This window comes from Maridesulfovibrio bastinii DSM 16055 (genome assembly GCF_000429985.1).
GTDB classification, from domain to species: Bacteria; Desulfobacterota; Desulfovibrionia; order Desulfovibrionales; family Desulfovibrionaceae; genus Maridesulfovibrio; species Maridesulfovibrio bastinii.
Map to the genome: position 1 here is coordinate 25,618 of NZ_AUCX01000018.1, position 24,075 is coordinate 49,692.

Annotated in this window: 27 protein-coding genes; 14 read left to right on the top strand and 13 right to left on the bottom strand. The window is 43.0% G+C overall.

Features of this window, described 5'->3' with window-relative positions:
* Positions 1 to 92 precede the first annotated feature (92 nt).
* Positions 93 to 1,571 (top strand): ATP-binding cassette domain-containing protein, encoded by a 1,479-nt coding sequence (locus G496_RS0109845; protein ID WP_027179139.1) that lies wholly within the window; start codon positions 93 to 95, stop codon positions 1,569 to 1,571.
* On the opposite strand, the gene G496_RS0109850 is transcribed toward G496_RS0109845, so the two are convergent.
* Entirely contained in the window at positions 1,568 to 1,834 is a 267-nt protein-coding gene (locus tag G496_RS0109850) for a hypothetical protein (RefSeq protein ID WP_027179140.1), read from the bottom strand. The genes G496_RS0109845 and G496_RS0109850 overlap by 4 nt on opposite strands.
* Positions 1,835 to 1,842: 8 nt before the next feature.
* Entirely contained in the window at positions 1,843 to 2,589 is a 747-nt protein-coding gene (cysQ, locus tag G496_RS0109855; protein WP_245577895.1) for a 3'(2'),5'-bisphosphate nucleotidase CysQ, read from the bottom strand.
* A 140-nt stretch (positions 2,590 to 2,729) separates the two neighbouring features.
* On the opposite strand from cysQ, the gene G496_RS0109860 reads away from it, so the two are divergent.
* On the top strand, positions 2,730 to 2,957 hold the full coding sequence (locus tag G496_RS0109860; RefSeq protein ID WP_027179142.1) for a MoaD/ThiS family protein: 228 nt from the start codon (positions 2,730 to 2,732) through the stop codon (positions 2,955 to 2,957).
* A 1-nt stretch (position 2,958) separates the two neighbouring features.
* Positions 2,959 to 3,825: a HesA/MoeB/ThiF family protein gene (locus G496_RS0109865; RefSeq protein ID WP_245577896.1), complete on the top strand. Its 867-nt coding sequence runs from the start codon at positions 2,959 to 2,961 to the stop codon at positions 3,823 to 3,825.
* 24 nt (positions 3,826 to 3,849) lie between these two features.
* On the opposite strand, the gene G496_RS0109870 is transcribed toward G496_RS0109865, so the two are convergent.
* On the bottom strand, positions 3,850 to 5,088 hold the full coding sequence (locus G496_RS0109870) for an HD domain-containing phosphohydrolase (protein ID WP_051294968.1): 1,239 nt from the start codon (positions 5,086 to 5,088) through the stop codon (positions 3,850 to 3,852).
* Positions 5,089 to 5,250: 162 nt separating this feature from the next.
* On the opposite strand from G496_RS0109870, the gene G496_RS0109875 reads away from it, so the two are divergent.
* The 3 genes from G496_RS0109875 to G496_RS0109885 all read left to right on the top strand — a co-directional run bounded on the left by G496_RS0109875 (position 5,251) and on the right by G496_RS0109885 (position 7,543).
* Positions 5,251 to 5,442 (top strand): hypothetical protein, encoded by a 192-nt coding sequence (locus tag G496_RS0109875; protein ID WP_027179145.1) that lies wholly within the window; start codon positions 5,251 to 5,253, stop codon positions 5,440 to 5,442.
* A 392-nt stretch (positions 5,443 to 5,834) separates the two neighbouring features.
* Positions 5,835 to 6,047, top strand: a complete 213-nt coding sequence (locus G496_RS0109880) for a hypothetical protein (RefSeq protein ID WP_027179146.1) — start codon at positions 5,835 to 5,837, stop codon at positions 6,045 to 6,047.
* A 311-nt stretch (positions 6,048 to 6,358) separates the two neighbouring features.
* Positions 6,359 to 7,543, top strand: a complete 1,185-nt coding sequence (locus G496_RS0109885) for a PP2C family protein-serine/threonine phosphatase (RefSeq protein WP_051294969.1) — start codon at positions 6,359 to 6,361, stop codon at positions 7,541 to 7,543.
* A 91-nt stretch (positions 7,544 to 7,634) separates the two neighbouring features.
* Here G496_RS0109885 and G496_RS0109890 read toward each other — a convergent pair whose 3' ends face one another.
* The 7 genes from G496_RS0109890 to flgB all read right to left on the bottom strand — a co-directional run bounded on the left by G496_RS0109890 (position 7,635) and on the right by flgB (position 13,574).
* Positions 7,635 to 8,954 (bottom strand): FliI/YscN family ATPase, encoded by a 1,320-nt coding sequence (locus G496_RS0109890; protein WP_027179148.1) that lies wholly within the window; start codon positions 8,952 to 8,954, stop codon positions 7,635 to 7,637.
* Positions 8,947 to 9,693, bottom strand: a complete 747-nt coding sequence (locus G496_RS0109895) for a FliH/SctL family protein (protein WP_027179149.1) — start codon at positions 9,691 to 9,693, stop codon at positions 8,947 to 8,949. Before G496_RS0109895 ends, G496_RS0109890 begins: the two co-directional genes overlap by 8 nt.
* Positions 9,680 to 10,681, bottom strand: coding sequence for a flagellar motor switch protein FliG (fliG, locus tag G496_RS0109900; RefSeq protein WP_027179150.1), 1,002 nt, complete (start codon positions 10,679 to 10,681; stop codon positions 9,680 to 9,682). The genes G496_RS0109895 and fliG overlap by 14 nt, the downstream gene beginning before the upstream one ends.
* Position 10,682: 1 nt before the next feature.
* Entirely contained in the window at positions 10,683 to 12,284 is a 1,602-nt protein-coding gene (fliF, locus tag G496_RS0109905) for a flagellar basal-body MS-ring/collar protein FliF (protein ID WP_027179151.1), read from the bottom strand.
* A 77-nt stretch (positions 12,285 to 12,361) separates the two neighbouring features.
* Positions 12,362 to 12,688 carry a flagellar hook-basal body complex protein FliE gene (fliE, locus tag G496_RS0109910; RefSeq protein ID WP_027179152.1) on the bottom strand — a complete coding sequence of 109 codons (327 nt, stop codon included), beginning with the start codon at positions 12,686 to 12,688 and terminating at the stop codon, positions 12,362 to 12,364.
* 35 nt (positions 12,689 to 12,723) lie between these two features.
* On the bottom strand, positions 12,724 to 13,164 hold the full coding sequence (flgC, locus tag G496_RS0109915; RefSeq protein WP_027179153.1) for a flagellar basal body rod protein FlgC: 441 nt from the start codon (positions 13,162 to 13,164) through the stop codon (positions 12,724 to 12,726).
* Positions 13,164 to 13,574, bottom strand: a complete 411-nt coding sequence (gene flgB, locus G496_RS0109920) for a flagellar basal body rod protein FlgB (protein WP_027179154.1) — start codon at positions 13,572 to 13,574, stop codon at positions 13,164 to 13,166. Before flgB ends, flgC begins: the two co-directional genes overlap by 1 nt.
* A gap of 309 nt (positions 13,575 to 13,883) precedes the next feature.
* Between flgB and G496_RS0109925 the strand changes: the two genes are divergently transcribed.
* The 3 genes from G496_RS0109925 to hflX all read left to right on the top strand — a co-directional run bounded on the left by G496_RS0109925 (position 13,884) and on the right by hflX (position 17,139).
* Positions 13,884 to 14,438, top strand: coding sequence for a tetratricopeptide repeat protein (locus tag G496_RS0109925; protein ID WP_211233842.1), 555 nt, complete (start codon positions 13,884 to 13,886; stop codon positions 14,436 to 14,438).
* A gap of 161 nt (positions 14,439 to 14,599) precedes the next feature.
* Positions 14,600 to 15,199, top strand: coding sequence for an IMP cyclohydrolase (locus tag G496_RS0109930; RefSeq protein ID WP_027179156.1), 600 nt, complete (start codon positions 14,600 to 14,602; stop codon positions 15,197 to 15,199).
* A 365-nt stretch (positions 15,200 to 15,564) separates the two neighbouring features.
* The gene (gene hflX, locus G496_RS0109935) at positions 15,565 to 17,139 is read left to right on the top strand and encodes a GTPase HflX (RefSeq protein ID WP_027179157.1); all 1,575 of its coding nucleotides are present in this window, start codon (positions 15,565 to 15,567) and stop codon (positions 17,137 to 17,139) included.
* Here hflX and G496_RS0109940 read toward each other — a convergent pair.
* On the bottom strand, positions 17,136 to 19,070 hold the full coding sequence (locus G496_RS0109940) for a response regulator (protein WP_027179158.1): 1,935 nt from the start codon (positions 19,068 to 19,070) through the stop codon (positions 17,136 to 17,138). The two genes, hflX and G496_RS0109940, sit on opposite strands and share 4 nt — an antisense overlap.
* A 244-nt stretch (positions 19,071 to 19,314) precedes the next feature.
* On the opposite strand from G496_RS0109940, the gene infA reads away from it, so the two are divergent.
* The gene (infA, locus tag G496_RS0109945; RefSeq protein WP_027179159.1) at positions 19,315 to 19,533 is read left to right on the top strand and encodes a translation initiation factor IF-1; all 219 of its coding nucleotides are present in this window, start codon (positions 19,315 to 19,317) and stop codon (positions 19,531 to 19,533) included.
* A 58-nt stretch (positions 19,534 to 19,591) separates the two neighbouring features.
* Positions 19,592 to 19,801: a cold shock domain-containing protein gene (locus tag G496_RS0109950; protein WP_027179160.1), complete on the top strand. Its 210-nt coding sequence runs from the start codon at positions 19,592 to 19,594 to the stop codon at positions 19,799 to 19,801.
* Positions 19,802 to 19,869: 68 nt separating this feature from the next.
* On the opposite strand, the gene G496_RS0109955 is transcribed toward G496_RS0109950, so the two are convergent.
* On the bottom strand, positions 19,870 to 20,196 hold the full coding sequence (locus G496_RS0109955) for a hypothetical protein (RefSeq protein ID WP_027179161.1): 327 nt from the start codon (positions 20,194 to 20,196) through the stop codon (positions 19,870 to 19,872).
* A 106-nt stretch (positions 20,197 to 20,302) separates the two neighbouring features.
* Complete coding sequence (locus G496_RS0109960; protein ID WP_027179162.1) at positions 20,303 to 21,247, bottom strand: chemotaxis protein; 945 nt, start codon at positions 21,245 to 21,247, stop codon at positions 20,303 to 20,305.
* Positions 21,248 to 21,433: 186 nt separating this feature from the next.
* Here G496_RS0109960 and G496_RS0109965 point away from each other — a divergent pair, with 186 nt between their 5' ends.
* From G496_RS0109965 to hypE, 3 genes are all read left to right on the top strand, one after another.
* Entirely contained in the window at positions 21,434 to 21,793 is a 360-nt protein-coding gene (locus G496_RS0109965; RefSeq protein WP_027179163.1) for a response regulator, read from the top strand.
* 174 nt (positions 21,794 to 21,967) lie between these two features.
* Complete coding sequence (gene hypD, locus G496_RS0109970) at positions 21,968 to 23,056, top strand: hydrogenase formation protein HypD (RefSeq protein WP_425411671.1); 1,089 nt, start codon at positions 21,968 to 21,970, stop codon at positions 23,054 to 23,056.
* 2 nt (positions 23,057 to 23,058) lie between these two features.
* A complete protein-coding gene (hypE, locus tag G496_RS0109975; RefSeq protein WP_027179165.1) occupies positions 23,059 to 24,066 on the top strand; it encodes a hydrogenase expression/formation protein HypE in 1,008 nt (335 codons plus the stop codon).
* Positions 24,067 to 24,075: the final 9 nt, after the last annotated feature.

A 24,075-nucleotide genomic window follows, 5' to 3' on the forward strand; every position in this document is an offset into this window, starting at 1 on the left:
ATAAATTTTAATGGAACAAAAGATCGGCGTTAAAATACAGTAAAATATTACATATATTCCCACTGGATTCTGTTCGTCATTTTGGAGTAATCATGAATGATTTTATCTTTTCACTTGATAATGTAACGCTCACCATGAGCAAGGTTGATATTCTTAAAGGAATAGACTGGACTGTCAGAAAAGGTGAACACTGGGCTGTGCTTGGGGTTAACGGTTCCGGCAAGAGCAGCCTTTTTCGTGTCGTCGCAGGAGAGTTATGGCCTGATATAGATCTCAGCCGCACTTACTGTTTTGATGGCAGCAGAACACATAGTCCCATTGAAGCTATGGAGCGTATCCGGCTGGTGTCCCCGGAACAGCAGGATATTTTTTATTCCATGGGCTGGCTGGTTTCGGGACAGGAAGCAGTTCTGGCAGGCAAGGATAACACTCCGTTTCTTTATCGTCTTGCTGATGAGCGGGAATATACTCAGGTCAGAGAATTCATGGCCTCACTTGGTATGGATGATCTGGCTGACAAAAATATTCTGACAATGTCCCGTGGAGAGGCTAGAAAAGTTCTCATTGCCAGAGCCTTGATCGCCAAACCTGACGTGCTGATTCTTGATGAATTTATGGAAGGTATCGATCAGGATTCCAGAGAAATAATTTTTGCAGCGGTTGAAAAGGCCGCAGCAGAGGGAACCATAATAATATGCTCGGCACACCGCAGTAAAGAACTCCCTCCGTGTATCAACAGAACTCTGGGTATAAGCGGCGGCAGAATAACCTGTGCGGATATGGAGGATTCAGAAGCAGTCTGTACCCTGCCTGAATTTGAAGTTCCTGAACCTCCTGAAATCAGCAAAGTTGAACCTGACACGGTGCTTTTCAGAATTAAAGATTCAAATGTCATACTTTTGGGAAAACAGATTTTAACCGGAATTAACTGGGAAGTACGTGGAGATGAAAACTGGGCTTTGCTCGGCCGCAACGGTGCAGGAAAAACTACACTGATGAAACTTTTGAACGGAGATCTGCCCCCCTATGCCGGAGGCGGAGTTGAAAGACTTCCTGAAAAAGGTGGCTGCTTAAGCGAAGTCAGAAGTTTCTTCAGTTATATCTCGGCAGGACTTCAGGCTAACTACGGGGCAGATGTTGGTAAGCCATTGACCCTGATGGAGCTTGTTATTTCGGGGTATTTCTCATCTATCGGTCTTTTTGATGAAATCACCGAGGCCCAGAAAAAAAGGGCCATGGAATGGCTGGATTATTTCGGGCTGGCTGATTTTGCAGACCGCAACATGGCGCGCCTGTCATACGGGCAGCTGCGCAAAGGCTTTATAGCCAGAGCTCTTGCTCCTGACCCGGCAGTCCTTTTGCTGGATGAACCTTTGGCCGGACTGGACCATTCGACAAGAAACGAGGTTTATCATTTGCTGGAGAAAGTTGCTCAGGCCGGAGTCAGAATGGTTTACATAACCCATCACTCTGAAGAACTTATCCCTTCCATAACCAATATTATTGAACTGGAAGACGGAAAAATATCCTTCTGCGGCAAACGGACTGATTATGAAAAAGGCCGGGTCTAATCTTTGACCCAGCCTTTTGCTCTCATACATCTGTTGTAGATTTCATTTTCCTTTTTGTATTCACGATGCAGGGCATCATAATTTTTTAGCTGGCGGTAGTCGTTTCCCGGCTCTGAATGCGCAGCTTTTTTAGACCGTTCCAGACAGCTGGAACGGTCTTTTTTATAAACAGCCCTGCGGTCTTCGTTCGGTTTTAGGCTGGGGTTATGCCACGTTGCACACCCACCGAGAATCAGAAGTAGAGTAATGACAAAATATTTCATTCAGCTTCTCATGCTTTTACGATGAATCCACCGTTTTTGAGGATTTCTTTATTATATGGAAAAGGTTCACCATCAAGAGTTGTCATGGTTCCGCCGGCTCCGGTTACAACGGCTTCGCCTGCCGCGGTGTCCCATTCCATAGTTGGATTGAATCTGGGATAAAGATGCGCTTTACCTTCCGCTACAAGGCAGAATTTGATGGCGCTTCCTGATGGAACCATCTCCGCAATATTGAACTGCTCCAGATACTCGGCAAGATTAGGTGACGGATGTGAGCGGCTTCCTACCACTTTAAGACCTTCACCTTCTTCAGGCGGACAAGTTTTAATAGGACTTAGAGGTTCCCTGTTTCTGGAAATAAATGATCCTGTTTCAGGTCCTCCGGCATACAGAGTATCAAGAACAGGAGCGTATACAGCACCAAGAGCCGGGCGTTTGTTTTTCATGTATGCAATGCAGACACAAAATTCGCCGTTGTCCTTGATGAACTCTTTGGTTCCGTCCAGAGGGTCCACAAGGAAAAATTCAGTCCAGTGTTTCCTTGTTTCATAATCTGCGGATGCGGTTTCTTCGGAGATTATCGGTATCTCGGGGTAAGCCGCTTTTAATTCTTTTAGGATAACTTCGTTTGAAGCCTTATCAGCCTGAGTTACAGGTGATTCGTCAGCTTTCAGTTCTACGTCAAAACCTTTGGAACGGACTTCCATGATTTTTTCGCCGGCCTTAATCGCAATATCTGATATAACATTTATCATATTCTGCATTTGCTTGGATTAGCAAAGCAAGAGAAGCTTGTCATTAATATTAATAAATGAATGAAATAAAATTAAGTGAAATCTGATACTGTTCCGAGACGCTTTGACTTTACACCATACAAAAGTTTAGGTTGGTGACTATGAAAATACGTATTCGATTATATGGAGAACTTTCACCCCGCATGGATGGTGGAGAAGGAATTATTGAGGTGCCGGAAGGAACAACTGTCAGCGATATCCCTTCTATTCTGGATATTGATCAAGCTAAAATAGCGATGATTTTTGTCGGGCATGACCGTGCTTCCGGTGAGCACGCGCTTGAAGATGGAGATTCATTAAAGATTATTCCACCTGTTTCCGGAGGATGATTTGACGAATGATTTGGAGAATGAGTTGATTAATTTTGAAGAACTTATTCAGCAAATTAAATTATCAGCTGAAGTAAAAAAATCGCACAGCGAATCTGTAAGCATCGCGCCCCAAAGCCTGCTTCATGAATTTTCAGGGAGTAATGGTCTTGCTCAGGGTGATGTTGAGCGAATGCTTTTGTCACGCGGGTTTATTCCCGAAAGATATTCTAGAAATCTGAATACTTTTTCCGTCTCCGGACAGGAAAAAATATGTGCGGCTAAAATAGCCCTTGTAGGGCTAGGAGGACTTGGCGGACATGTTCTGGAATTGCTTGCAAGAGCCGGAGTGGGGTGCATAAAAGCCTGTGATGGAGATGTCTTTGAACCATCAAATTTAAACCGCCAGCTTTTGTCAACGGAAGCAAATATTGGTTTGAAAAAAAGCACTGCTGCCGCAGAGAGAGTTCATCTGATAAATTCAGCCGTGGCTTTTGAAGAGGTGGATGAATTCCTTCGTGGCGAAGATTTTATGGATTTTTTTAAAGACGCTGATATTGCCGTTGATTGTCTTGGCGGAACAGAGTTTAGGAGTGATCTTAAAATTGCAGCGGCCAAAGCAGGAATTCCTTTGGTTTCAGCCGGGGTTGCAGGTTGGACCGGAATGGTGGCAACCATTTTGCCCGGTGGAATCTCTCCTTTTGATTTTTTAGGAGGCAGTGAAGGCTTGGAAGAAGAGCTTGGAACGCAGGGGCCGGGGATAGTTATGGCTGCCGGTCTGCAATGTTCTGAAATTTTGAAGATTGCTTCGGGCATGAATCCGGGGCTGGCCGGGAAAGCGCTTCTTTTCGACCTGATGAAAATGTATTTTGATACAGTTACATTTTAATTATTAAAAAAAATGAGATGGCTGTTAATTCTCTTCAACGTCAATAAACTTTTGTCTGATAGCCCATATTGTGTCGAGAATCTGCATAAAAGCGTCTACGACCTCAGGGTCGAACTGTTTTCCCTTCTCCGCAAAAATAAATTCCAGAATCTTTTCATCCGGCCACGGGGATTTGTAAATTCTTTTTGTACCAAGAGCATCGAGAACATCAGCCAGAGTTGTTATTCTGGCTTCAATAGGAATGTCTTCACCTGAAAGCGGGGTGGTGCATAATTCCGTTATCTCACTCAGATGTTCTTCATCAACTTTTCCGGGGTATCCTTTTCCATCCCAGCGTTGGTGGTGATGCAGGGCTATGTTGCGGCAGATGATATCAAGCTCCGAAGTTGAATTTGAAAAAAGAGCAGCTCCATGTATGGTGTGCCATTTCATAATTTCAAATTCATTCAGGGTAAATTTTCCCGGTTTGCGCAGAATATTGTCAGGGATAGACACTTTGCCCACATCATGGAGCATCCCGGCCATCCTTATCAGGTCCTTGCGGTGTTTGATTTCTGATTTTTCAATATTTCTGTTTGAAGCCCACTGATGGTAAATTTCAGCCGAAAATGCTGCAACACGTTTAACGTGCGCACCTGTTTCCGCAGGATCACGCATTTTTGATAATCTGGCCATTCTGAGAACCAGTTCTCTGGTCATCAGACCTCGTTCGATAACTGAGGCCGCAGAATTCGTGAACAGAGGAATATATTTTATTATTTCAGGATCAAACGGAACGATAGCTCCGAACGAATCTTTGGAGTTGATAAGCTGCATTACCCCTACAATATGATTCTGAAAGCTTTTGAGGGGTACGGTTAAAATTGAAACAGTGTGATATCCTGACTGGTCGTCAAAAAAATTATTGAAGGTGTAAGGTTCTGATTTAGGTATGTCATAAGCATTGTCGATTGTAAGCGGTTGCCCTGTCATGGCTGCGTAACCGACAATAGAGTATTCGTTTACGGGCACTGAATATGAAGTATATATCTGCTTATAAACATCATTTTCGTTAAAGAGCGTGTCGTTGTGTATATAGCTGAAGTGGAGCTCATCGTTTTCACATAAATAGATTGAACCTGCGTCAGCAGCTGTAATGCGCCTTGATTCGTATAATATCTTGTCCAGAATAGTATCTACATGTTTGAGCTGGGTTATTTCCTCAGTCACATGGAGAATATCCTGAATTACTGATTCTACCACTTTTGTCTGCGATGGGAACACGGAAAATCTCCGGTTTTGATTAATATATTTTGTGCTTGAGTTTATATATTTTCTTAATCAATGAAACAAGTAAATGATAAAAATTCTGATTGATTGACATCTGATCTTCATGAACATATTTTTGTTCTAAATAAACAGGATGCGCTTTAACCGGAGGATTAAATGTTTAGGAAAATTTTAATTGTGGCATTGCTTTTGACTGCTGCCGGGTGTGCCTCGCATAACATGGACAAACCTTACCATCCTTATGAAGAATTTTCGGATTATAAGCCTTATGAAGAAAAGCTTGTTTGCCCATTCTGCAGTGTGGAATTTTTAGGAGAGATTCCCGGTATAGTTACTGGTGGAATGTAAAATTTGTATAAATTTTAAAAAAAATAAATAGATGTTTTTAAATGGTGCAATCAAATTTGATTGCACCATTTTTTATTTGTAAATTGTTTTGTTTTAAAAAATAAAAAATCATCATTATAATTTGTGTATATTTATATTTTTAAAATAGTAAATTAATTTTATATTTACTTATTTATTTAAATTTTATGATGTATATCAATAATAATTAAAAGTTAGATAACTATTCCTGTTAAAAGTAAAATTTTTAAAAATATGAAAAAGAGTAGCACATTTCAAATAGACTATTCTATAGTAAATATATATAAAATTATAGACAATTAAGCCGTACAGTACTAATAACTGCATCTTGGTCGGAATTATTAATATCGATTGTCAGTATATAAGGTGGAGATATGAAAAATATAGAATCGTTAGTTGAAGAGTTGTATTCAATTTCAGCAGCATTAAAGTTTTTAGGTGTGTGTCTGGATGATAGCAGTCCTGATTGTGATGAGACCACAGGCTCTGGTTCCGGTTATATCAGTAGTGTGCTTGGAGATAGAGTTTACAGACTGGCTGAGAAGTGTTGGGATTTAAAAAAAATGGACAGTCCTGATAGTAATTGAAAAGCTTACAAACATACTTGAAACTAGAAATAATATAAGCAAAATTCTAATTAACAATAGATTCATTGAGGGTTATCGGGTACAGTAATAATCCTATACCGGGATTACTTTTTTAGTTTAGGAAAAATTAAATTCTGTTTTTTTACCTCAGGCAATTTGCAATTCGTTTCTTCAAAATTTTATCAGATTGTATAAGTTCTATATGTGATTGGTTTTCAAATTTATGAATTTACCTTTTCAGGCAGAAAAATGAAGGGCGCGGTTCTAAAATTCAATATTATTCCTTCCAGTTAATTTAATGGAGGATTGTGGTGCCGGTTGAATTAAAAGAGATAAATAAAAATACGGAGTCTCCTGCAATACTTGTTGTTGATGATTCCGCGACCATGCGTAATTTCTTAACACGCGTTCTTTGTGACGAATATCAGGTCCAGACAGCCAAAGACGGACTTGAGTGTATAGCTAAGTACCTTACATACCGTCCAAATGTTATTTTATTGGATTTGTTGATGCCAAATATGAACGGCTTTGATGTAATCAATAAAATCAGACGGCAGATAAATGATAACGATGTTTTCATTATAGTTCTCACCGGGCAGGATGAGCAGGATATCAAGGCCAGAGCTCTTAACGAAGGTGCAAATGATTATCTTACAAAGCCTTTTCATGTCATAGAACTTAAAGCCCGTGTGGGTGTTGCTATACGGCAGTTTATGCTGAATAAGGAATTGCAGCAGGCCAACAATGATTTGCGGATGGCTTACGAGATTATTGATGATGAAGTAAAGCTGGTTGCAATGCTTCAAAATAAATTGCTCCCGCGTGAACAGCCTTCCATTGCCGGGCTTAATCTGACCAGCCTTTACCGCCCGTCAGGCAGGGCTAGCGGTGATTATTATGATGTTTACAGCATCGGCGAAAATGCCCTGAGAGTTATTGTTGCCGATGTTTCCGGCCATGGTCCCCAGTCGGCATTTATAATGGCTATTGTCAGAACTTTGTTCCGGGCTGATGGCGGTGCGCATCATGGACTTGATGTAAGTGTCGAACATATAAACAAGCATCTTCTGGACCTCATCGGTGACGATAGTTATTTTGTTACACTTTTTGCAGCGGATTTAGATTTTAAAGCTGGTGAGTTGAGCTATATAAGTGCAGGGCATTGTCCTGCTTTATTCATGCTTGACGGTCAGATGCTTGAGCCGATCAAAGCCCAGATACCGCCCCTTGGCTTTTTTGATATCAAGTGCAAGGCCGATGTTTTGAAATTCGAATCAGCCTTGAATCTTTTTATTTTTACGGACGGCTGTTACGAATGGCGGATGGGCGATGAGTATTTTAATCTGGATTCATTTCTGGATATTGCGCAGGCTCTGATGCAGAAGGGTGAGCTTGAGATAAATAATCTTGAAGATATTTTTGAGAAGGATACCGGTCACCGGCCGGTTTTTGATGATGATGTTACCGCCATAACTCTTGAATGGCGGAAATCGTAATCACTTTAATGAAGTTTATAAAAAAGGCGTTCTGAAAATTTTCAGGACGCCTTTTTGGGTTAGAATAATTTTTATTTAAAATTAGCTCTGCTTAGTTAGCCGCCTTCGCTCCCAGCTCAAGCAGTTGCGTAAAGCTGTCTTCAAGGGGCTGTTTATCTTCAATAAGCTGCTGTAAAAATTTGTTTATGTGGGGAACCATCTGAATAGCCTTGTCAATATCAGGGTTTGAACCTTTCTGATAGGCTCCGATGTTCACCATGTCTTCTACTTTATTATATGTAGCAAGCATTCTTAAAATATTTCTGCCGGAGGATACAACCTCTTTCGGGGTGATATCACTTCTGACCCTGCTGACGCTCTTGAGGACATCGATACACGGGTAGTGTCCCTGATCAGCGAGATCTCTTGTCAGTACTATATGACCATCGAGAATTGAGCGGGTGGAGTCTGCAATGGGTTCGGTAAAATCATCACCATCAACAAGAACAGTGTAAATTCCGGTTATGGAACCAAGTGGATTTTTTCCCGCACGTTCCAGAAGTTTCGGCAGCTGGGCAAAAACAGATGGAGTATATCCTCCTCTTGTGGGAGGCTCTCCTGCTGCGAGGCCTACTTCACGTCCGGCCATTGCAAAACGGGTTACGGAATCCATCATCAGAATTACATCTTTGCTCAGATCACGAAAATATTCCGCAATGGCAGTCGCAGTGTATGCAGCTCTCATTCTGATCAGCGGGCTTTTATCCGAAGTTGCTATCACCAATACGGATCGAGCCATGCCCTCAGGTCCGAGGTCACGTTCCATAAATTCTACAACTTCTCTGCCACGTTCTCCGATAAGAGCTATTACATTGATATCGGCAACAGTGTATCTGGCTATCATTCCGAGCAGTGTCGATTTACCGACACCTGATCCGGCCATAATACCGACACGCTGCCCCTTACCGAGTGTAAGTAGACTGTTTATAGCTCTGACTCCTACATCAAGTGGTTCATTGATGCGGGGGCGGTCCAATGGATTCGGGGGATCACGGTATAGTTCATTGAAGCTGTCATGAACAATTGGGCCTTTGCCGTCAATGGGTTCTCCGAAAGCGTCTACAGCGCGACCGAGAAGACCCATGCCCACAGGTATGTGCGGAGGAGCACTGGAGTTTTTAATAAGGCTTCCGGGACTTATTCCATGCAGCTCTCCATAAGGCATAAAGAGACATGCATCATCTTTGAATCCAACAACTTCAGCTGCGATTGATTCTTTATTGTCTTCCGGCATGAGGTGGCATACCGATCCGACCGGAGCCTTAATGCCTTTGCCTTCGGCGATAAGTCCAACCACCTTGCTGACTTTGCCGAAACTCTGGCACGGAGTAAGGTTGGCGATAAGATTTGTATAGGCTTTAAGATCAGCCATCCTGAGCACCGCTGCCGGCTAGCTTTACAAGAATTTCTTCTATCCCGGCCCAGCGTGATGAAACGGTGTTGTCTATCATGCTGTCTGTTGCTTCAAGAATAACTCCACCATTATCTATGGCTGGATCGGCTTTTACCTTCCAGCGTGAGATTTCAGGGAAATCTTCTTTAGCCTGATCAAGAAGCGGATTTAACAATTCCTGATCATCCGGAGAAACTCTTATGGTAAGCCCGGTCTGGCTTTCAATTTTATTCAGAGCTTCTTCGAACAGTGAACCCAGAATTTCTTGTCTTCTGGATTCCATTTCAATCCCAAGAGCTTTTTCAATCACGGTCATCACCAGTGCAACCGAATCCTGAATTCTGCCCTGAATTATTGCATCGCCATTGCTCTGTATTCCGTCAAGTATCGCCCCGATATTATTACTGAGCTGGGCAATGTGCTGGGCATTCTGTTCGGAAGCCTGTGAGAGTCCCTGAGAAAGTCCTTCTTCAAATGCTTTCTGCTTAATCTGTTCAGCTTCCGCCATGGACTTGGCTATTATGTCTTTGGCCATGGTCTGGGCTTTTACTTTGACTCTGTCAAAATATTCACGGTCGGTAGATTCGTCCCATACAGGACGTTTCTTGCCTTCCATTTCCTGAATTGTCTTCTCATCAGCATGTCCTTCTGAATCAAGACCGACTATTACCCTTCCGGTGTAATATTTGTCTGCCTTTTCTGTGCTAGATGAAGACATCGCCGGAACCTCTGCTGATCATTATACGCCCTTCATCTTCAAGACGGCGGACTGTTTTAACAATATTCTGCTGGGCGGATTCAACGTCAGAAAGTTTAACCGGTCCCATAATTTCAAGGTCTTCACGAATCATGTTGGAGGCACGTTCGGACATATTTTTGAAGAACAGTTCCTGTAGATCGTCAGAAGCACCTTTAAGGGAAGTGGTGAGTTCTTCGTTTGAAACCTCTTTAAGAAGTTCACGTATAGAACGGTCATCCAGTCCTTTGATATCTTCGAATACAAACATCAGGTTTCTGATTTCTTCGGCCATCTGGCTGGATTCTTCTTCTATCTCTGAAAGAACTTCCTCTTCAGTTGAACGGTCAACGGCGTTCAGAATTTCTGCTACAGCCGGAACACCACCAACTTTCTTTCCTTCCTTACCGCCCATGGCGATAAGCTGACTCTGGAGAACTCTGTCGACTTCAAGCAGCATTTCTTCGGCAACAGCCTCAAGTTTTGCCAGTCGCATGAGGACTTCTGCGCGAACCCCTCCGGGAAGATTGGCTATCAGATCCGCAGCCTGTTCAGAACTGAGGTGTCCGATGATAAGAGCCAGAGTCTGCGGATGTTCGTTGCGCAGAATCTGAGACAGAATCTTCGGGCTGACATTCTGGAGTTCCTGAAATGGAGCAGGTCCAGTATCAAGCTCAAGTTTATCAAGAATATATTTCGCAGTTTCTTCATCAAGGGATTTACTAAGGAGTCGTTTGACCTGATCGGCTCCACCCATGAGCAGTTCTGCTCCGTAAGCGAGATTCTCATTAAACTCTTTAAGTACTTCAAGAACCTGTTCCTTGGGTACAGAGTCCATTTCGAGCATTGCTTTGGATACCCCGGCAATTTCTTTTCTGGACATCCGCTTGAAACTTTCAGCGGTGAATTTATCTCCAAGAGCCAGAAGTACAATCGCGGTTTTCTGCTCTCCGGTGAAGGGCGTGGACAATTTATGCAGCCTCCTGCTTAATCCAAGACTTCAGGACCTGCACTGCTTGATCCATATTCTTTTCGGAAAGTTGCAGAGCCTGAGCTTTGGCGTTTTCAAGCCTACGTGCAGTATCAAGAGCCTCTTCGTCAAGATCTCCTTCAGAAAGGGAGAGTCTTTCACCTGCTTCGGGGAGTCCTGCCATTTCGTCGACATCTTCTTCAGCCACACGGGGCTTGATGAGAGCCATGACTACAGGGCGGACAACCAGAATGAGGAACAGGAAGATGAGAAGTCCGTTGAGGAAAGGCTTTCCGAGACGCTGGGCATATTCCAGCATTGTTCTCATCAGGCCCTGTTCTCCGAAAATATCCGGTGCTCCGAAAGAGATGTTGGAAACTTCCACGGAATCTCCGCGGGTATCTTCAAAACCGACCGCATTGCGGACCAGCTGTCTGATTCTTTCCATCTCCTGCGCAGAGCGGGGGATATAGGTTACTTCTCCAGTCTCTGGATTCTTTTCGTAGGTCCCGTCGATTATAACCGCTACGCTCAAACGTTTCAACTCTCCAACAGGAACAATAATCTGTTGTTCTTCTTTGTTAATTTCGTAGTTGGTGGTTTTGGATTCACGGTTGGATTCCTGAGTTGTTTCAGTTCCGGTAAATCCGTCGCCTCTGAAGTTCTCTTCAGGTACGCCACCGTCAACATTGGCACGCCCTCTGGTTGTTTCTTCACTGGTCTGTTCACTGCGGGCCACCTGGCTTTCAGGATCGAACTGCTCTGTTTTAATAGTACGCTGTCTGAAATCCAGCTCCGCATTAACTTTTGCTATAACTTTTTCAGGGCCGACTATGGGCATGAGCAGACGCTGAATGCGCTGTTCAATTTTGGTTTCCATTTCGGATTTATACTGGAGCTGGGTTGAACTTATGTTTAGCCCCATGCCGTCAGGTTCGGGCTGATAAAGGACCTGTCCGTTCATATCCGTCAGGGTGATATGCTCGGGCTTCATTCCTTCAACGGCCATTGTCACAAGATTGACTATGCCCTGAATCTGCTTTTCTTTGAGTTTGTCGCCTTTTTTAAGTTTGAGAACAACTGATGCCGAAGGTTCAGCCTGTTCTTCAATGAAGAGAGATTTTTCAGGTATGACCAGATGGACTCTGGCTCTTTCAACCTGAGGAAATTCGGTAATTGTACGGGCAAGTTCTCCCTGCAGGGCTCTCTGGTAGTTGATATGCTGAATGAATTCAGTCTGTCCTATCTGGACTTTGTCAAAAATTTCGAATCCGATGCCCTGTCCGTGCATAGCTCCTTCACCGGCTATTTTGAGTCTGAGGTCGTAGACCCTGTCAGCCGGGACAAGTATTGTCGAACCGTTATCTTTTATTTCATAAGGTTCTTTAGTTGATTTGAGGATTTCAACTACGCGGGAAGCATCTTCAGGGTAGAGCTTGGTGTAGAGAACTTTGTAGTCAGTCTGGTTAAGCCAGAAGACCATGAGCAGGAAAGATATGACAACAGTTGCGGCGAGTCCGCCTATCAGCACTCTCTGAGAAAGAGTACGATTGGACCAGAAAGACATGAATTTGTCGAAAATGTTTTTAAGAAACTGGGGCATGTTCAAACTCCTGACGTTTTTTGAACAGATATAGCAACTGTCAGTCCATAAATTAATAAATCAATAATATTAATATATTAGAAGGGCATTTTCATGACTTCCTGATAGGCTGTCATAACTTTGGAGCGCACTGCACTTGTCATCTGCATGGCAAGGCTGGCTTTCTGCAGGGTGATCATAAGCTCATGCACATTTTCATTCTCACCGGAAGCGAATTCCGTGATCATCTTATATTTGTTCTCTTCCATGTCGTTGACCCGGCCTATCGAATTTTTAACCGTATCTGAGAATGATTCAGTTGGAGCCTTGCTTGAACCCATCTGGTTTTCAATTTTTTTCTGTGCAGCTTTTTGAGTATTCAGTGCATTGGTGTAAGCCTGCATTGCAACGTTTCTTATAGCCATGATTACGCTCCTGTTTTATTTTAGTTCAGTGTGATTTAGCCCTGAGCTATCTGAGTTGCCTTGTTGAACATCTGCTTTGAGGCCTGAACGGACTGGGCGTTGGCTTCATAGGATCTCATCACGGTAATCATATTTGTCATTTCTTCGACAACGTTGATGTCCGGGTATTTAACCATTCCTTTTTCATCGGCATCGGGGTGGTTCGGTTCAAAGACTTCTCTGAAAGGACGGCTGTCGCTGACAACTCCTCTTACAGTTACACCGCGCAGCTGCCTGTTCATTTCCTGACTCATACTTTTATCAAAAGGTGAAAGCAGCTGTGAGGATTCCATCTGAACACTTTTGCGTCTGTAGGGGCCACCGTCTTCAGTCCGGGTGGTTCTTGCATTCGCCATGTTCATGGAAATAACGTTCAGATAGGTTCTCTGAGCCTTAAGCCCTGAAGCCCCGATATCCAGCGCGGTAAAGAAGTTCATTATCTTGCTCCGTCAGAAATTACTTTCTGCATTCCCTGAAAATTCTTTTTAATGACCTGAGTGAGTGCATTGTACATCATGGAGTTTTTGGTCATTGTGACCATCTCTTTATCTACATCCACAGCATCTTCACCGTGAACAACACGCGGTTGAAAGTTTGAAATGAGATCTCCGCTGAAACTGTTGGCATCGAAAGCAGCCGGAGCATGCATTTTATTTGTTTTGGTCAGCTTGCCTCTGTCATCGAGGTTGAGAGCAGACTGGAGCTGCTTTTCAAATTCCAGACGCTTCGGGCGGTATCCGGGAGTAGTCACGTTTGCGAGATTTGAAGAGACAAGATTTTGACGCTCAAGTCTTAAATCCATAACCTTGGCGGTAACGCTCATATGTTCCGGGAATAATCCTTTCATTATCGGGTCCTCCTGCAAAATTTTCCGTGTATGTTTTCCGTGGGGGAAAAGTTTTCTTATTGCTCGCAGAAACATTAGCAATTGACGTGCCATGTCCCTAATAAGCTGTAATAGTATGAAATTATTGTCGGCACTAATCATGCTTATCTGGTTAGTGTCATAAAATAGTATGGAATCTGTTTATGGCAGGATAAGGTGATTTTTGTGTTGGCACGGGTATTGCTTAAATCCAGTCAGCCAATAATGGCTTAATAAAAATGCCGCATGCAGACATACGAAAAGCGGTAAAACCAGATTTCGGAGGGGATTATGAGTCATCTCGATTACGAAATTAACAAAGAACTCGGTGAATGTTACCTTTTTATGGGCGAACTGGACAAGGCTGAAGATTATTATAAGAAGGCTGTCGGTTCTAACGGCGTGCATCCTGATCCTTATATAGGACTGGCTACAATCGCTGTTCAACGCGGAGAATTTGATGCCGCTATGGCTCTTTATAAAAAGGCTCACGAAGTTGAATCAACTGATAAGAGCTTTGCCGGAATGGGACTTATTCTGATGGAAACCGGTGATAAAGCGGAAGCTTTTAAAAATTTCGCTTCAGCTCTTGAAATCAACAAGACGAATATGGTCGCTCTGTTCGGTCTTATTAGAGTCGGTCATGAGACCGATAAAGTTGCTGAGGTTGTGCCTCACCTTGAAAGCTTCCTTGAAATTGAGCCTGATAAATTTGAAGTCAGGTATTCTCTCGCAGGATGCTTTATCTGCCTTGGCAGAGAAGGAGAGGCAAAAGAACAGCTTGAAAGGATTCTTGAAAAAGATCCTGAAAACGATGCGGCTAAAGAACTTCTCGCTCAGATTTAGCTTGTAAGTTCTTATTACATAGCCGATTCCCCTCCCGGTTGGAGCCTGCCCTGTCTTTGCTGCAAAGGGCAGGGCGGCCCCAGCTACCGGAGAAGGACTAAAAGCTTGCCTTTCAGGCGTAATTCCGGCACAACTCCACAAAAAAGATATGGAGTTCTGTTATGGATATGTTGCCTGTTAAGCGTGGAATACTCAGTGTTACTGATAAGTCCGGACTTGCTGATTTTGCCGCTGAACTTACAAAGTTCGGTGTTGAACTCGTAAGCACCGGCGGAACAAGAAAAATGCTTCTTGATTCCGGCCTCAATGTGAAATCTGTAAGCGATCTTACTGGATTTCCTGAAATTATGGGCGGACGGGTTAAAACCCTGCATCCGGGAGTACACGGTGGTGTTCTTGCGGATAAAGATAACCCGGAACATCTTGCAACTCTGAAAGAGCATGGTATTGGCACTATCGATATGATTTGTGTCAATCTTTACAACTTTGCCAAGGCCGCAAGCGAAGGACAGGATCTTAAAAACGCTGTTGAACAGATTGATATTGGCGGTCCAACCATGCTTCGTGCTGCTGCGAAAAATTTTCATTCTGTACTGGTAGTTCCCAATCCGGTTCACTACCCGCGCATAATCGAAGAAATGAAGGCTAACAACGGTTGTGTCTCTCTCAAATTGAGAAAAGATCTGGCCGCTGAAACTTTTGGTCTTGTTTCTAAATATGACTCCATGATTGCTGAATATCTGAGCTCTCATGATGCTTAAAAGCATCTTTTATTTTTGCTTGTAATGAAATCTGACACGGGAAGGCCATTCGGTCTTCCCGTGTCTTTTTTTCTTGAGCACAACTTTTTGCAGCTTGTCAGAATTTTTTTATATGGCTTTTTTGCTGTACGGTATTATCATTAGCAATACCTGATACGATATTCCCGTGTTTTGAAGTCTTAATAAAATACATTTTGTACGTTAATAAATTTCTGATGTCGGTTTTATGACATCAGGTAATGAATTTTATTTCGCGGCACATTCTGAAATCGTGCTGCAATTTATCCTGATTAAAGGATAAAAAAGGGGATGAAACCATAGCTTTAAAAGCAAAAGGAAACACGCAGGGCCTAAAACCCAGCGAGTTGAAAAGAATAAATCGTCTTGGTGATCGTCGGTATCTGGACGCATGCGGATACAGCAACGAGCAGGCCCGAGAAATTGTGCGCCTTAGTTATGATATCGGCCGTCAGATTGCTTTGCTTGTAAACCGTCAGGGCAGACCGGAAATGGTTCTGATCGGTGATCCCGGTTCAATCTATATCCCGGAACTTCCCAGAGCCCGTCAGTCAACCGGAAGACTCCGGGGGCTCAGGCTGCTGCATACTCATCTTTCAGGTGAGCAGCTGTCTGAAGAAGACCTCATGGATATGGTCTTCCTGCGGCTGGACAGTGTTACTGTTTTAGGCTCTGATGCTGAAGGCGAGCCTGAGTTTGCACAATTTGCCTACCTGATGCCTCCCGACTCTGGAGCAGAACCGTATATGCGGCTTGATCCTGTGCGCTGGGATATTGCTGATATTGATCTTGCCGCTCAGGTTAAAGCTCTTGAAGATGAATTCAGCAGGGTTGATCAGACCAGAGATACTTCTGATAAAAGAGAAAGAGCGATAGTTGTAAGTGTTTCGCAGGACCCTAAAAGTATACAGGAGAGATCTCTTGATGAACTTGAGGATCTTGCTGATACTGCCGGTGTCAAAGTTGAAGGGCGTATGGTTCAGCGGGTTAGAAAATTCAACCCTAAATTTATTCTTGGAAAAGGAAAATTATCTGAACTTGAAGTCCTTGCGTTACAAGCTGACGCGGAGCTGATTCTTTTTGATCAGGAGCTTTCACCGGCGCAGATGCGAAATCTTGTGGAAGTTACAGAGCGGAAGATTCTGGACAGAACCCAGTTGATTCTGGATATTTTTGCCCAGCATGCCACAACCAGAGCCGGAAAGCTTCAGGTTGAGATGGCCCAGCTCAAATATACCATGCCGCGTCTTGTCGGTAAAAACAGGGCCATGTCCAGACTAATGGGCGGAATCGGCGGCAGAGGACCGGGGGAAACCAAACTGGAGATTGACCGTCGTAGAATCAAAGACAGAATTTCCCGTCTTGGATCTGAACTTAAAAAGGTCAGCCGGCAGCGTGGTTTTACCAGAGACCGCAGATCCCGTGCCGGAGTTCCGGTCATTTCGCTGGTCGGATATACCAATGCCGGAAAATCAACCATATTAAATACGCTTACCAATAGTGATGTTCTTGCTGAGAACAAGCTTTTTGCAACTCTGGACCCTACAAGTCGCAGAATCAGATTCCCTCAGGATCAGGAAGTAATCCTGACAGATACTGTTGGGTTTATTAAAGAGTTGCCTAAAGAATTGAAAGAAGCTTTCAGGGCTACTCTTGAAGAACTTGAAGCTGCGGATGTACTTGTGCTTGTGGCTGACAGCTCACACCCTGAAGTTGAGGAACAGATTTCCGCTGTTGAAAATATAATCACTGAAATGGAGCTGTATGAAGTTCCGCGCATCCTTATTCTTAATAAATGGGATCTTCTTGATGAAGATCAGCGCAGTGCCATGCTGAGCCTTCATCCCGGTGCTGTTCCTGCCATCGGACGCAAAAGAAGTTCTCTGAAAGAAGCCGTTGCTGCAATACTTGACAGGCTTTAGTTTTTTTCTGTCTGGAGCTGTTCGGCCTGTTTGCGCATTTCTTCAACAGCCTTGTCCAGCAGTTCATCCGGTATGTGTTCCGGATTAGGAATTTCAGAGGCTGTTCCGGTTACAACCTCTATCCCGGTTAACGGGGTGGAGGTTGCCGAGGAAACGGTTTCCCTTGTTTTAGCCTTCATCTGCATTGCGACATTCTCAGCCCCCTCTTTATCTGTGCCGGGAAGTACCGCTACAAAAGTTCTTATCCCGGTTGTTGATAGAAAATCTCCAGCTCTCTTAAGAATTTCCTGCAATTCATTAAAAATATTTTCATATATTTTTTTACATCTTTTTTCTTCAATATCATCAAACAGCTTGTCAGAATTTTCTATCTCAAGCGTCACTATGCCTATCGGTTTTATTTCACGTGCCGACCTCAGCCATTCCCTTTGGATAAGGGTATCCAGTGACCCGGAAGGGTTTTCAGGCATAAGGGCATCATCTTCTGTTTTTCCTGGGTATTCGTTCTGGTCAGCACTGCATGCCGGAATATTTATGATGAAAATTGCATTTGAATCTTCAGTCAAAAAGTTTAGTTCTCCATCCATTTTTTTTATCAGCCGGTAGGTGAGTGGAATCCCTATGGACATTCCACCATCCTCAAAGGGAGTGAAAATTCTCTCAGGATCAATGCAGTTGTCATCCACATAAGGTGTACTGAATCTTAATTCCAGAAAATCGCCGTGTTTTTCAGCCTGTATATCCAGTCTGCTTCCTTCAGGTATATTTTTGGTACTGCCGAGAATCATGTTTATGAAAATCTGGCGCAGCAGGTCAGGATCGGCATAAACATTAGGAAGATCTTCACTGAATTGGGGATAGCATGAAATTTTTCGGTCGGTTATCTGCGGTTCAAGCAGAGCCAGACATTCATCAAGTATTGCCACCGCATTGCACATAACTATTTCAAATTTTATAGGCGAAAGGTAGTTATTGATCCGGTTGAGTATTTTTTCAAGCCTGTATGATTCCCGTACAATTATATCCGCTTCTTCAAGTTTAGGGAATCTGTCCTGCAACCTTCTGGCAAATCCGCCTATGGACATTAAAGGATTACGTATTTCATGGGCAACTTCTGCGGTTATAGCTCCCATTGTTTTTAATTTTTCATCGAGGATCATTTTTTTCTCTAAAAGAACCCTGTCAGTTATGTCTGTAACTGCACAGCGAAAACCATCCTGTCCAGAATCATCGGCAAATTTAGGCAGACTTTGAAAAAGCGCATATACAAATCGGTTATTCTTATGGCGTAATTTTATTATGACCGATAAGGGTGAACCTTTTTTCTGGGAATCAAGTATGGCATTGCTGAGTTTGATTTTATCGTTTTCAGTAACTCTTGAAACAAGCCATCCCTGAGCCAGACATTCTTCCGGAGAGAAACCAAGCATACTTGTACAGGCTCGGTTGGCGGAAGCTATGTTAAGATCGCTGTCTATTTTCAGCAGCATAACAGGAATATTTTGAACCAGCAGTGTGTTCATTTTTTCTGCCTGAAGAACTTTTTTGCGAAGAGCCCTGCGTTCTTCAAACCTTTCCAGAGCCAGATTTAATTCACCCGGAAGCAGAGGTTTTTTAAGATAGTCGTATGCTCCAAGGCGTATGGCTCTGATCATATAGTCAAATGAATCCATGCCCGTAATAAAGATCACTGTCAGTTCCCGGTTATGAGCCAGCATTTTTTCAGCCAGGGCAAGTCCATCCATTTCCGGAAGATTTACATCAATAAGAGCCAGATCTACTTTGTTTTTTTTCTGATAAGCAAGAGCTTCGCTGGGGCGGCCTACAGCGTGTGAAATATATCCTTCATCTTTTAAAAAAAATGATAGCGTATCCCTGATACTTTGTTCGTCATCAACTATTAAAGCTATGTGTCCTTTATTTCTATCCATATCAGTGCCTTGGTCAGGTCCTAGCCTGACATTTTGTTTGCAGAAGATTTTTTTATCTTTATGCTTACAGATATTAGCATCATTGAGTTGTCAAAAAAACTTTTTTTTGCCCTTTTTATAGGGCAGAATCGTATATGGTAGGTATTGCCTTACAGGTGCTAATATTGATAATGGAAGACTGTCTTTTGCAGGAATTGTTTTATTTTAAGATAATATATCAGATAGCCGTTTATGGAGGATAATGATGGCTAAAGAGGATGCGATAGAGGTTGAAGGCGTAATTCAGGAAGCTTTACCTAATGCCATGTTCAGGGTTGAACTTCAGAACGGGCATACTATTCTGGGACATATTTCCGGTAAAATGCGTAAACATTATATACGCATTCTCCCCGGCGACAAGGTCAAGGTGGAATTGTCACCATACGATCTTACAAGGGGGCGGATAACTTTCAGGATGCGTTAATTCCTCTGTGGTAACTTTGTTATCGTTAAATTATATCAGGCCTGCGGCCGGAGTTTTCATGTCACATAAAGGGGTTGTAGACTGGTTTAATGAGCGGAAGGGATTCGGATTTATTGCTGATGAATCCGGTAAGGATGTTTACGTTCATTATTCGGAGATTATCAGAGACGGCTTTAAGACCCTTGAAGTAGGGGAGAAAGTTGTTTTTGATGTGATTGATGAAGATTGCGCTCCAAAAGCTGTAGCTGTAAGAATTATCACCTACTGATTTTATATATATTTTATCAAAAAAAAACGCACATTCTTTCGGATGTGCGTTTTTTTTGAATCAGGAAATTATCTTTGTCCGGCCTCGTTCTTTGTGGGTTCGAGCACCGCATCAACATTAACAACTCGTTCAGTGAATTTGCCGTCAATCATTTCATAGCGGGTCAGTTTCCATTCAACATGGTCTATATAGTCAACTTTTGCCCAGCCTTTACTGTCCAGTCTGTTTTTTATTTCATCCAGAAAATCGTCAATATCTATATAATGACCTTCATAATCTACACTCAGCACTCCATCTTCATAAACAATTTTCTCAAAGGGGAGGCTATGCCGTATTTCTTCAAAATCTTCAGCTGAAAATCCGGAAACATCACCGTAAACTCTAACATCATCCATATAGAAAAAATCTCCTTCAAAACTTAATAATCATATCATTAGAGCATACTGTAGTCGCAATCAATTTATCTGAAAAGAGATTGTTTCAGCAAAATCTGCAAAAAAATTAATGCTTGGATTCTATAAGGTTGATAACTTTTCCGGGGAGAAGATGAAGATCAGGCTTTGAAACCTGCTCGTCAGCACCCACGGATTCTCCTTTGTGCCTTAATTCTTCTGTTATCAGTGAAGAGTATAGGACCACTGGAATACTTGATAAATCCGGGTCTTCACGAATCCATTTTGTCAGGCTGAAACCATCCATGAGTGGCATTTCAATGTCTGAGATTACTGCGTTTAAATAATCTGTAACAGGTCTTTCGTCTCGGTTTGCCTGTTCTTTAAATTCTTTCAAAATTCGCTGGGCTTCTTCTCCGTTGCTGACTGAAGTATGCCTGAAATTTGCGGCGGTAAGGCTTTCTTCAATCATGGCTCTTATTGTGGGAGAATCGTCGGCAACAAGAGCAGAATAAGCAATTGAGGCCACAGCCATTGGTTTATCGCTGCTTCCGCCAAGAGTCGGGTCCAGATCAGCGAGAATACTTTCAAGGTCCAGTAGCTGAATAAAGCGGTCTTCACGTTCAACAATGCCGACAATACAGCTCTGGTCGAAACTGCTCATAAATTTGTCTGGGGATAAGACTTCCTGCCATCCGACTCTGTGTATCTCGGTCACCCCGGAAACAAGGAAACCGGAAACAGTTTGAGAAAATTCTGTTACGATAACAATATCATAAGGCTTGATTTCTCTTTCCAAATCAAGCCATACTGCAAGATCAAGTACAGGAAGAATATGGCCTCTAAGTGGAATTGTTCCCAGAAAACAGGGATTTTCAGCTGATTCAGGGTGCTCAAGATCAGGACTTTCTATGACCTGCATAACTTTGGCTACGTTGACTCCGAAATGGCATCTTTCAGCTGGACCATCGTCAGATTCAGGAATATCTATAAAAAATTCCAATATTTCGAGTTCATTTGTTCCACTTTCAAGTAATATGTTACTTTTTGCCATATCGGGATCTCCTATCTTCCAGTTTCAGGAGTTCTTTATAATTTTTATGGTAGCATGAAAAGTTTTTCATGGTCTATACATAATTTATATTCTATATTAATATTGAGAAACAGAGTTATTTTTTTTACATGGTTTTGAAGGGAAGCATAAACCGTTTTAGAATGAAAGCATGCGAGGGGAAATTTTGTGAAAGTTCTGATTGCCGAAGACGATATGATATCCCAGAAACTTGCGGCGCGTTTTGTTGACGATATGGGCCATACAGCCTTTGTGAGTCCACATGGTAAGCACGCTTATGAGACTCTGAAAGCTGAAAATCGTTTTGATGTTCTTGTGACGGATATCATGATGCCGGAAATGGATGGAAAGCAGTTGGTGCAGACTTTAAGGGGTGATTCTAAATTTATGGATATGCCAATTATTATAATGTCTGCAGTTGTAGGAGTAGCGGAGATTTCAAACCTGCTCGCTCTGGGGGCAACTTATTTTTTGACAAAGCCCATAGACAGAAAAGAATTTGAAGATGTTTTAAATCGATGTATCTAGCCAGTATTTAAATTTGAAGCGGCTTTTCTCTAGCAGGAAAAGCCGCTTTTTTATTTGTGCAATTTGGCAGTGGATAACAGGGTTGTTACAAATTCGTAATAGGTATATTGAAAACAGGTTGTTAGCGGAAAATAATAAAACAGGAACTATTAGTTGTGAGGTACAGCCTTGACTTTGAAAATCCTAGAACAATTCAGTAATCCGGATTTATGCAGGAAATTGTTGCAGACCCTGCGCGATGAAATAGACGGGGAGCTTCGGTTTATGGAGGTCTGTGGAACACATACCGTAGCCATATTCAGAAGCGGTCTGCATTCTGTGCTGCCAGAAGAACTGGTGCATCTCAGCGGTCCCGGATGCCCGGTGTGTGTTACGCATGAGTCAGAGGTTAACGCTTTCCTTGATCTGGCGTCCCGGGATAATGTTATCCTCGCAACTTTTGGAGACCTGATGAAGGTTCCCGGACAAAATGGGAACTGTCTTAAAAATGCTCAGGCTGACGGAGCAAATGTTAAAGTAATATATTCTCCATTTGATGCCCTTAAAATAGCCGCAGAGAACCCTGACCAGACTGTAGTTTTTATCGGGGTGGGGTTTGAAACCACGGCTCCTACTATTGCTGCAACCATAAAAATGGCAAAATCTCAGGGCCTTAAAAATTTCAAAGTCCTGTCATTTCATAAAGTTGTTCCTCCTGCTCTTGATATTCTTATCAATGATCCTGAAACAAGGATTGACGGGTTTCTGCTGCCCGGCCATGTTTCCACTGTCATAGGAATCCATCCATACGATTTTATATGTGAAAAATATAAAAAACCTGCTGTGGTAACAGGGTTCGACCCGGTTGATATTCTACAGGCTCTGCTGATGATGGTTCGTGACCGCAATAAACAGAATTTAACAGTTGAAAACCAGTACCAGCGCGGTGTTTCAGAAAATGGAAACCCGAAAGCGGTTGAAATAATGGAAGAGGTTTTTTCCGTATCCGATGCCTTGTGGCGCGGACTCGGGCTTATCCCCGGTAGTGGACTTGAAATTTCACAGGCGTATGAATCTTTTGATGCTAAAAAAATGTTCGGCATCGAGATAAAAGAGTGTCCCCCTCTCCCGGGTTGTAAGTGCGGCGAGGTTTTAAAAGGCAAAAGACGGCCGGATAAATGTCCTTTATTTGCAAAGGCCTGTACTCCGGCTTCTCCTGTCGGTCCATGTATGGTTTCCACAGAAGGAAGCTGTGCTGCATACTTCAAATACAAAGTGGATTAAAAATGGCTTCAGACAAAGTTCTTCTAGATTATGGTTCAGGTGGCAGGGCTTCACAAAGGCTTATCTCAGATCTTTTTGTTAAGCATTTCAGCAATCCTGAACTTGAGCGTTTAAATGATGCTGCCATGCTTTCACCCGGTGCTAGAATTTCGATGAGTACTGACAGTTTTACTGTTGACCCTATCTTTTTCCCCGGTGGAAATATCGGCTCGCTGGCTGTTCACGGTACAGTGAATGATGTTGCTATGATTGGAGCTGTACCCAAATATTTAACCTGCGCGTATATAATTGAAGAAGGTTTTGCCATGGATGATCTGGAAAAGATCGTATCCGCCATGGGAGAAGCTGTCAGAGGCGCTGGGGTTGCTATTGTCACCGGTGATACAAAGGTTGTTCCAAAAGGGTGTGTGGATAAAATATTTATCAATACCACCGGAGTTGGAGAAATCATAACCGATCAGATCCCGGCAGGGGACAGAGCCAGCAAAGGTGATGCCGTACTCATCAGTGGAACAATGGGTGATCACGGTCTTACAATTCTCGGAACCCGTGAAGGTCTGTCTTTGGAGTCAAATGTAAAGAGTGATTCCGCATGCCTCAGTCACCTGCTGGTTCGACTCATAAAAGAAATTCCTGAGATTCATGTCTTCAGAGATCCTACAAGAGGTGGGCTGGCTACAACTCTGAATGAGATAACTTCGGCTTCAAATGTCTGTTGTGAACTTGAAGAATCAGCTATCCCGGTGCGCCCGGAAGTTGCCGGTGGATGTTCTTTTCTGGGGCTTGATCCTCTTTATCTTGCAAATGAAGGTAAATTTATCTGCATTCTGCCGGATGAGTATGCAGAAAAAGCTCTTGAGATAATGCGCTCCGATGATCTGGGCAAAGATGCCTGCCGGATAGGAACCATTACCGATGCCAACCCCGGAAAGGTGGTCCTTAAAACTCCGCTTGGTGGCAAAAGGCTTATAAACATGCTTGAAGGAGAACAGCTCCCCAGAATCTGTTGATTTATTTTT

Coding starts and splice junctions, on each gene's coding strand:
- fliE (WP_027179152.1), bottom strand. CDS start 12,688: ATGGCTATAAGAAACGTTGCAATGCAGGCTTACACCAATGCACTGAAT.
- flgB (WP_027179154.1), bottom strand. CDS start 13,574: ATGAAAGGATTATTCCCGGAACATATGAGCGTTACCGCCAAGGTTATG.
- hypE (WP_027179165.1), top strand. CDS start 23,059: ATGGCTTCAGACAAAGTTCTTCTAGATTATGGTTCAGGTGGCAGGGCT.
- G496_RS0109845 (WP_027179139.1), top strand. CDS start 93: ATGAATGATTTTATCTTTTCACTTGATAATGTAACGCTCACCATGAGC.
- G496_RS0109950 (WP_027179160.1), top strand. CDS start 19,592: ATGTCACATAAAGGGGTTGTAGACTGGTTTAATGAGCGGAAGGGATTC.
- G496_RS0109875 (WP_027179145.1), top strand. CDS start 5,251: ATGTTTAGGAAAATTTTAATTGTGGCATTGCTTTTGACTGCTGCCGGG.
- G496_RS0109890 (WP_027179148.1), bottom strand. CDS start 8,954: ATGGCTGATCTTAAAGCCTATACAAATCTTATCGCCAACCTTACTCCG.
- G496_RS0109960 (WP_027179162.1), bottom strand. CDS start 21,247: ATGGCAAAAAGTAACATATTACTTGAAAGTGGAACAAATGAACTCGAA.
- fliF (WP_027179151.1), bottom strand. CDS start 12,284: ATGCCCCAGTTTCTTAAAAACATTTTCGACAAATTCATGTCTTTCTGG.
- G496_RS0109930 (WP_027179156.1), top strand. CDS start 14,600: ATGGATATGTTGCCTGTTAAGCGTGGAATACTCAGTGTTACTGATAAG.
- G496_RS0109880 (WP_027179146.1), top strand. CDS start 5,835: ATGAAAAATATAGAATCGTTAGTTGAAGAGTTGTATTCAATTTCAGCA.
- G496_RS0109955 (WP_027179161.1), bottom strand. CDS start 20,196: ATGGATGATGTTAGAGTTTACGGTGATGTTTCCGGATTTTCAGCTGAA.
- cysQ (WP_245577895.1), bottom strand. CDS start 2,589: ATGATAAATGTTATATCAGATATTGCGATTAAGGCCGGCGAAAAAATC.
- G496_RS0109860 (WP_027179142.1), top strand. CDS start 2,730: ATGAAAATACGTATTCGATTATATGGAGAACTTTCACCCCGCATGGAT.
- G496_RS0109850 (WP_027179140.1), bottom strand. CDS start 1,834: ATGAAATATTTTGTCATTACTCTACTTCTGATTCTCGGTGGGTGTGCA.
- infA (WP_027179159.1), top strand. CDS start 19,315: ATGGCTAAAGAGGATGCGATAGAGGTTGAAGGCGTAATTCAGGAAGCT.
- flgC (WP_027179153.1), bottom strand. CDS start 13,164: ATGAACTTCTTTACCGCGCTGGATATCGGGGCTTCAGGGCTTAAGGCT.
- G496_RS0109940 (WP_027179158.1), bottom strand. CDS start 19,070: ATGGATAGAAATAAAGGACACATAGCTTTAATAGTTGATGACGAACAA.
- G496_RS0109925 (WP_211233842.1), top strand. CDS start 13,884: ATGAGTCATCTCGATTACGAAATTAACAAAGAACTCGGTGAATGTTAC.
- G496_RS0109895 (WP_027179149.1), bottom strand. CDS start 9,693: ATGTCTTCATCTAGCACAGAAAAGGCAGACAAATATTACACCGGAAGG.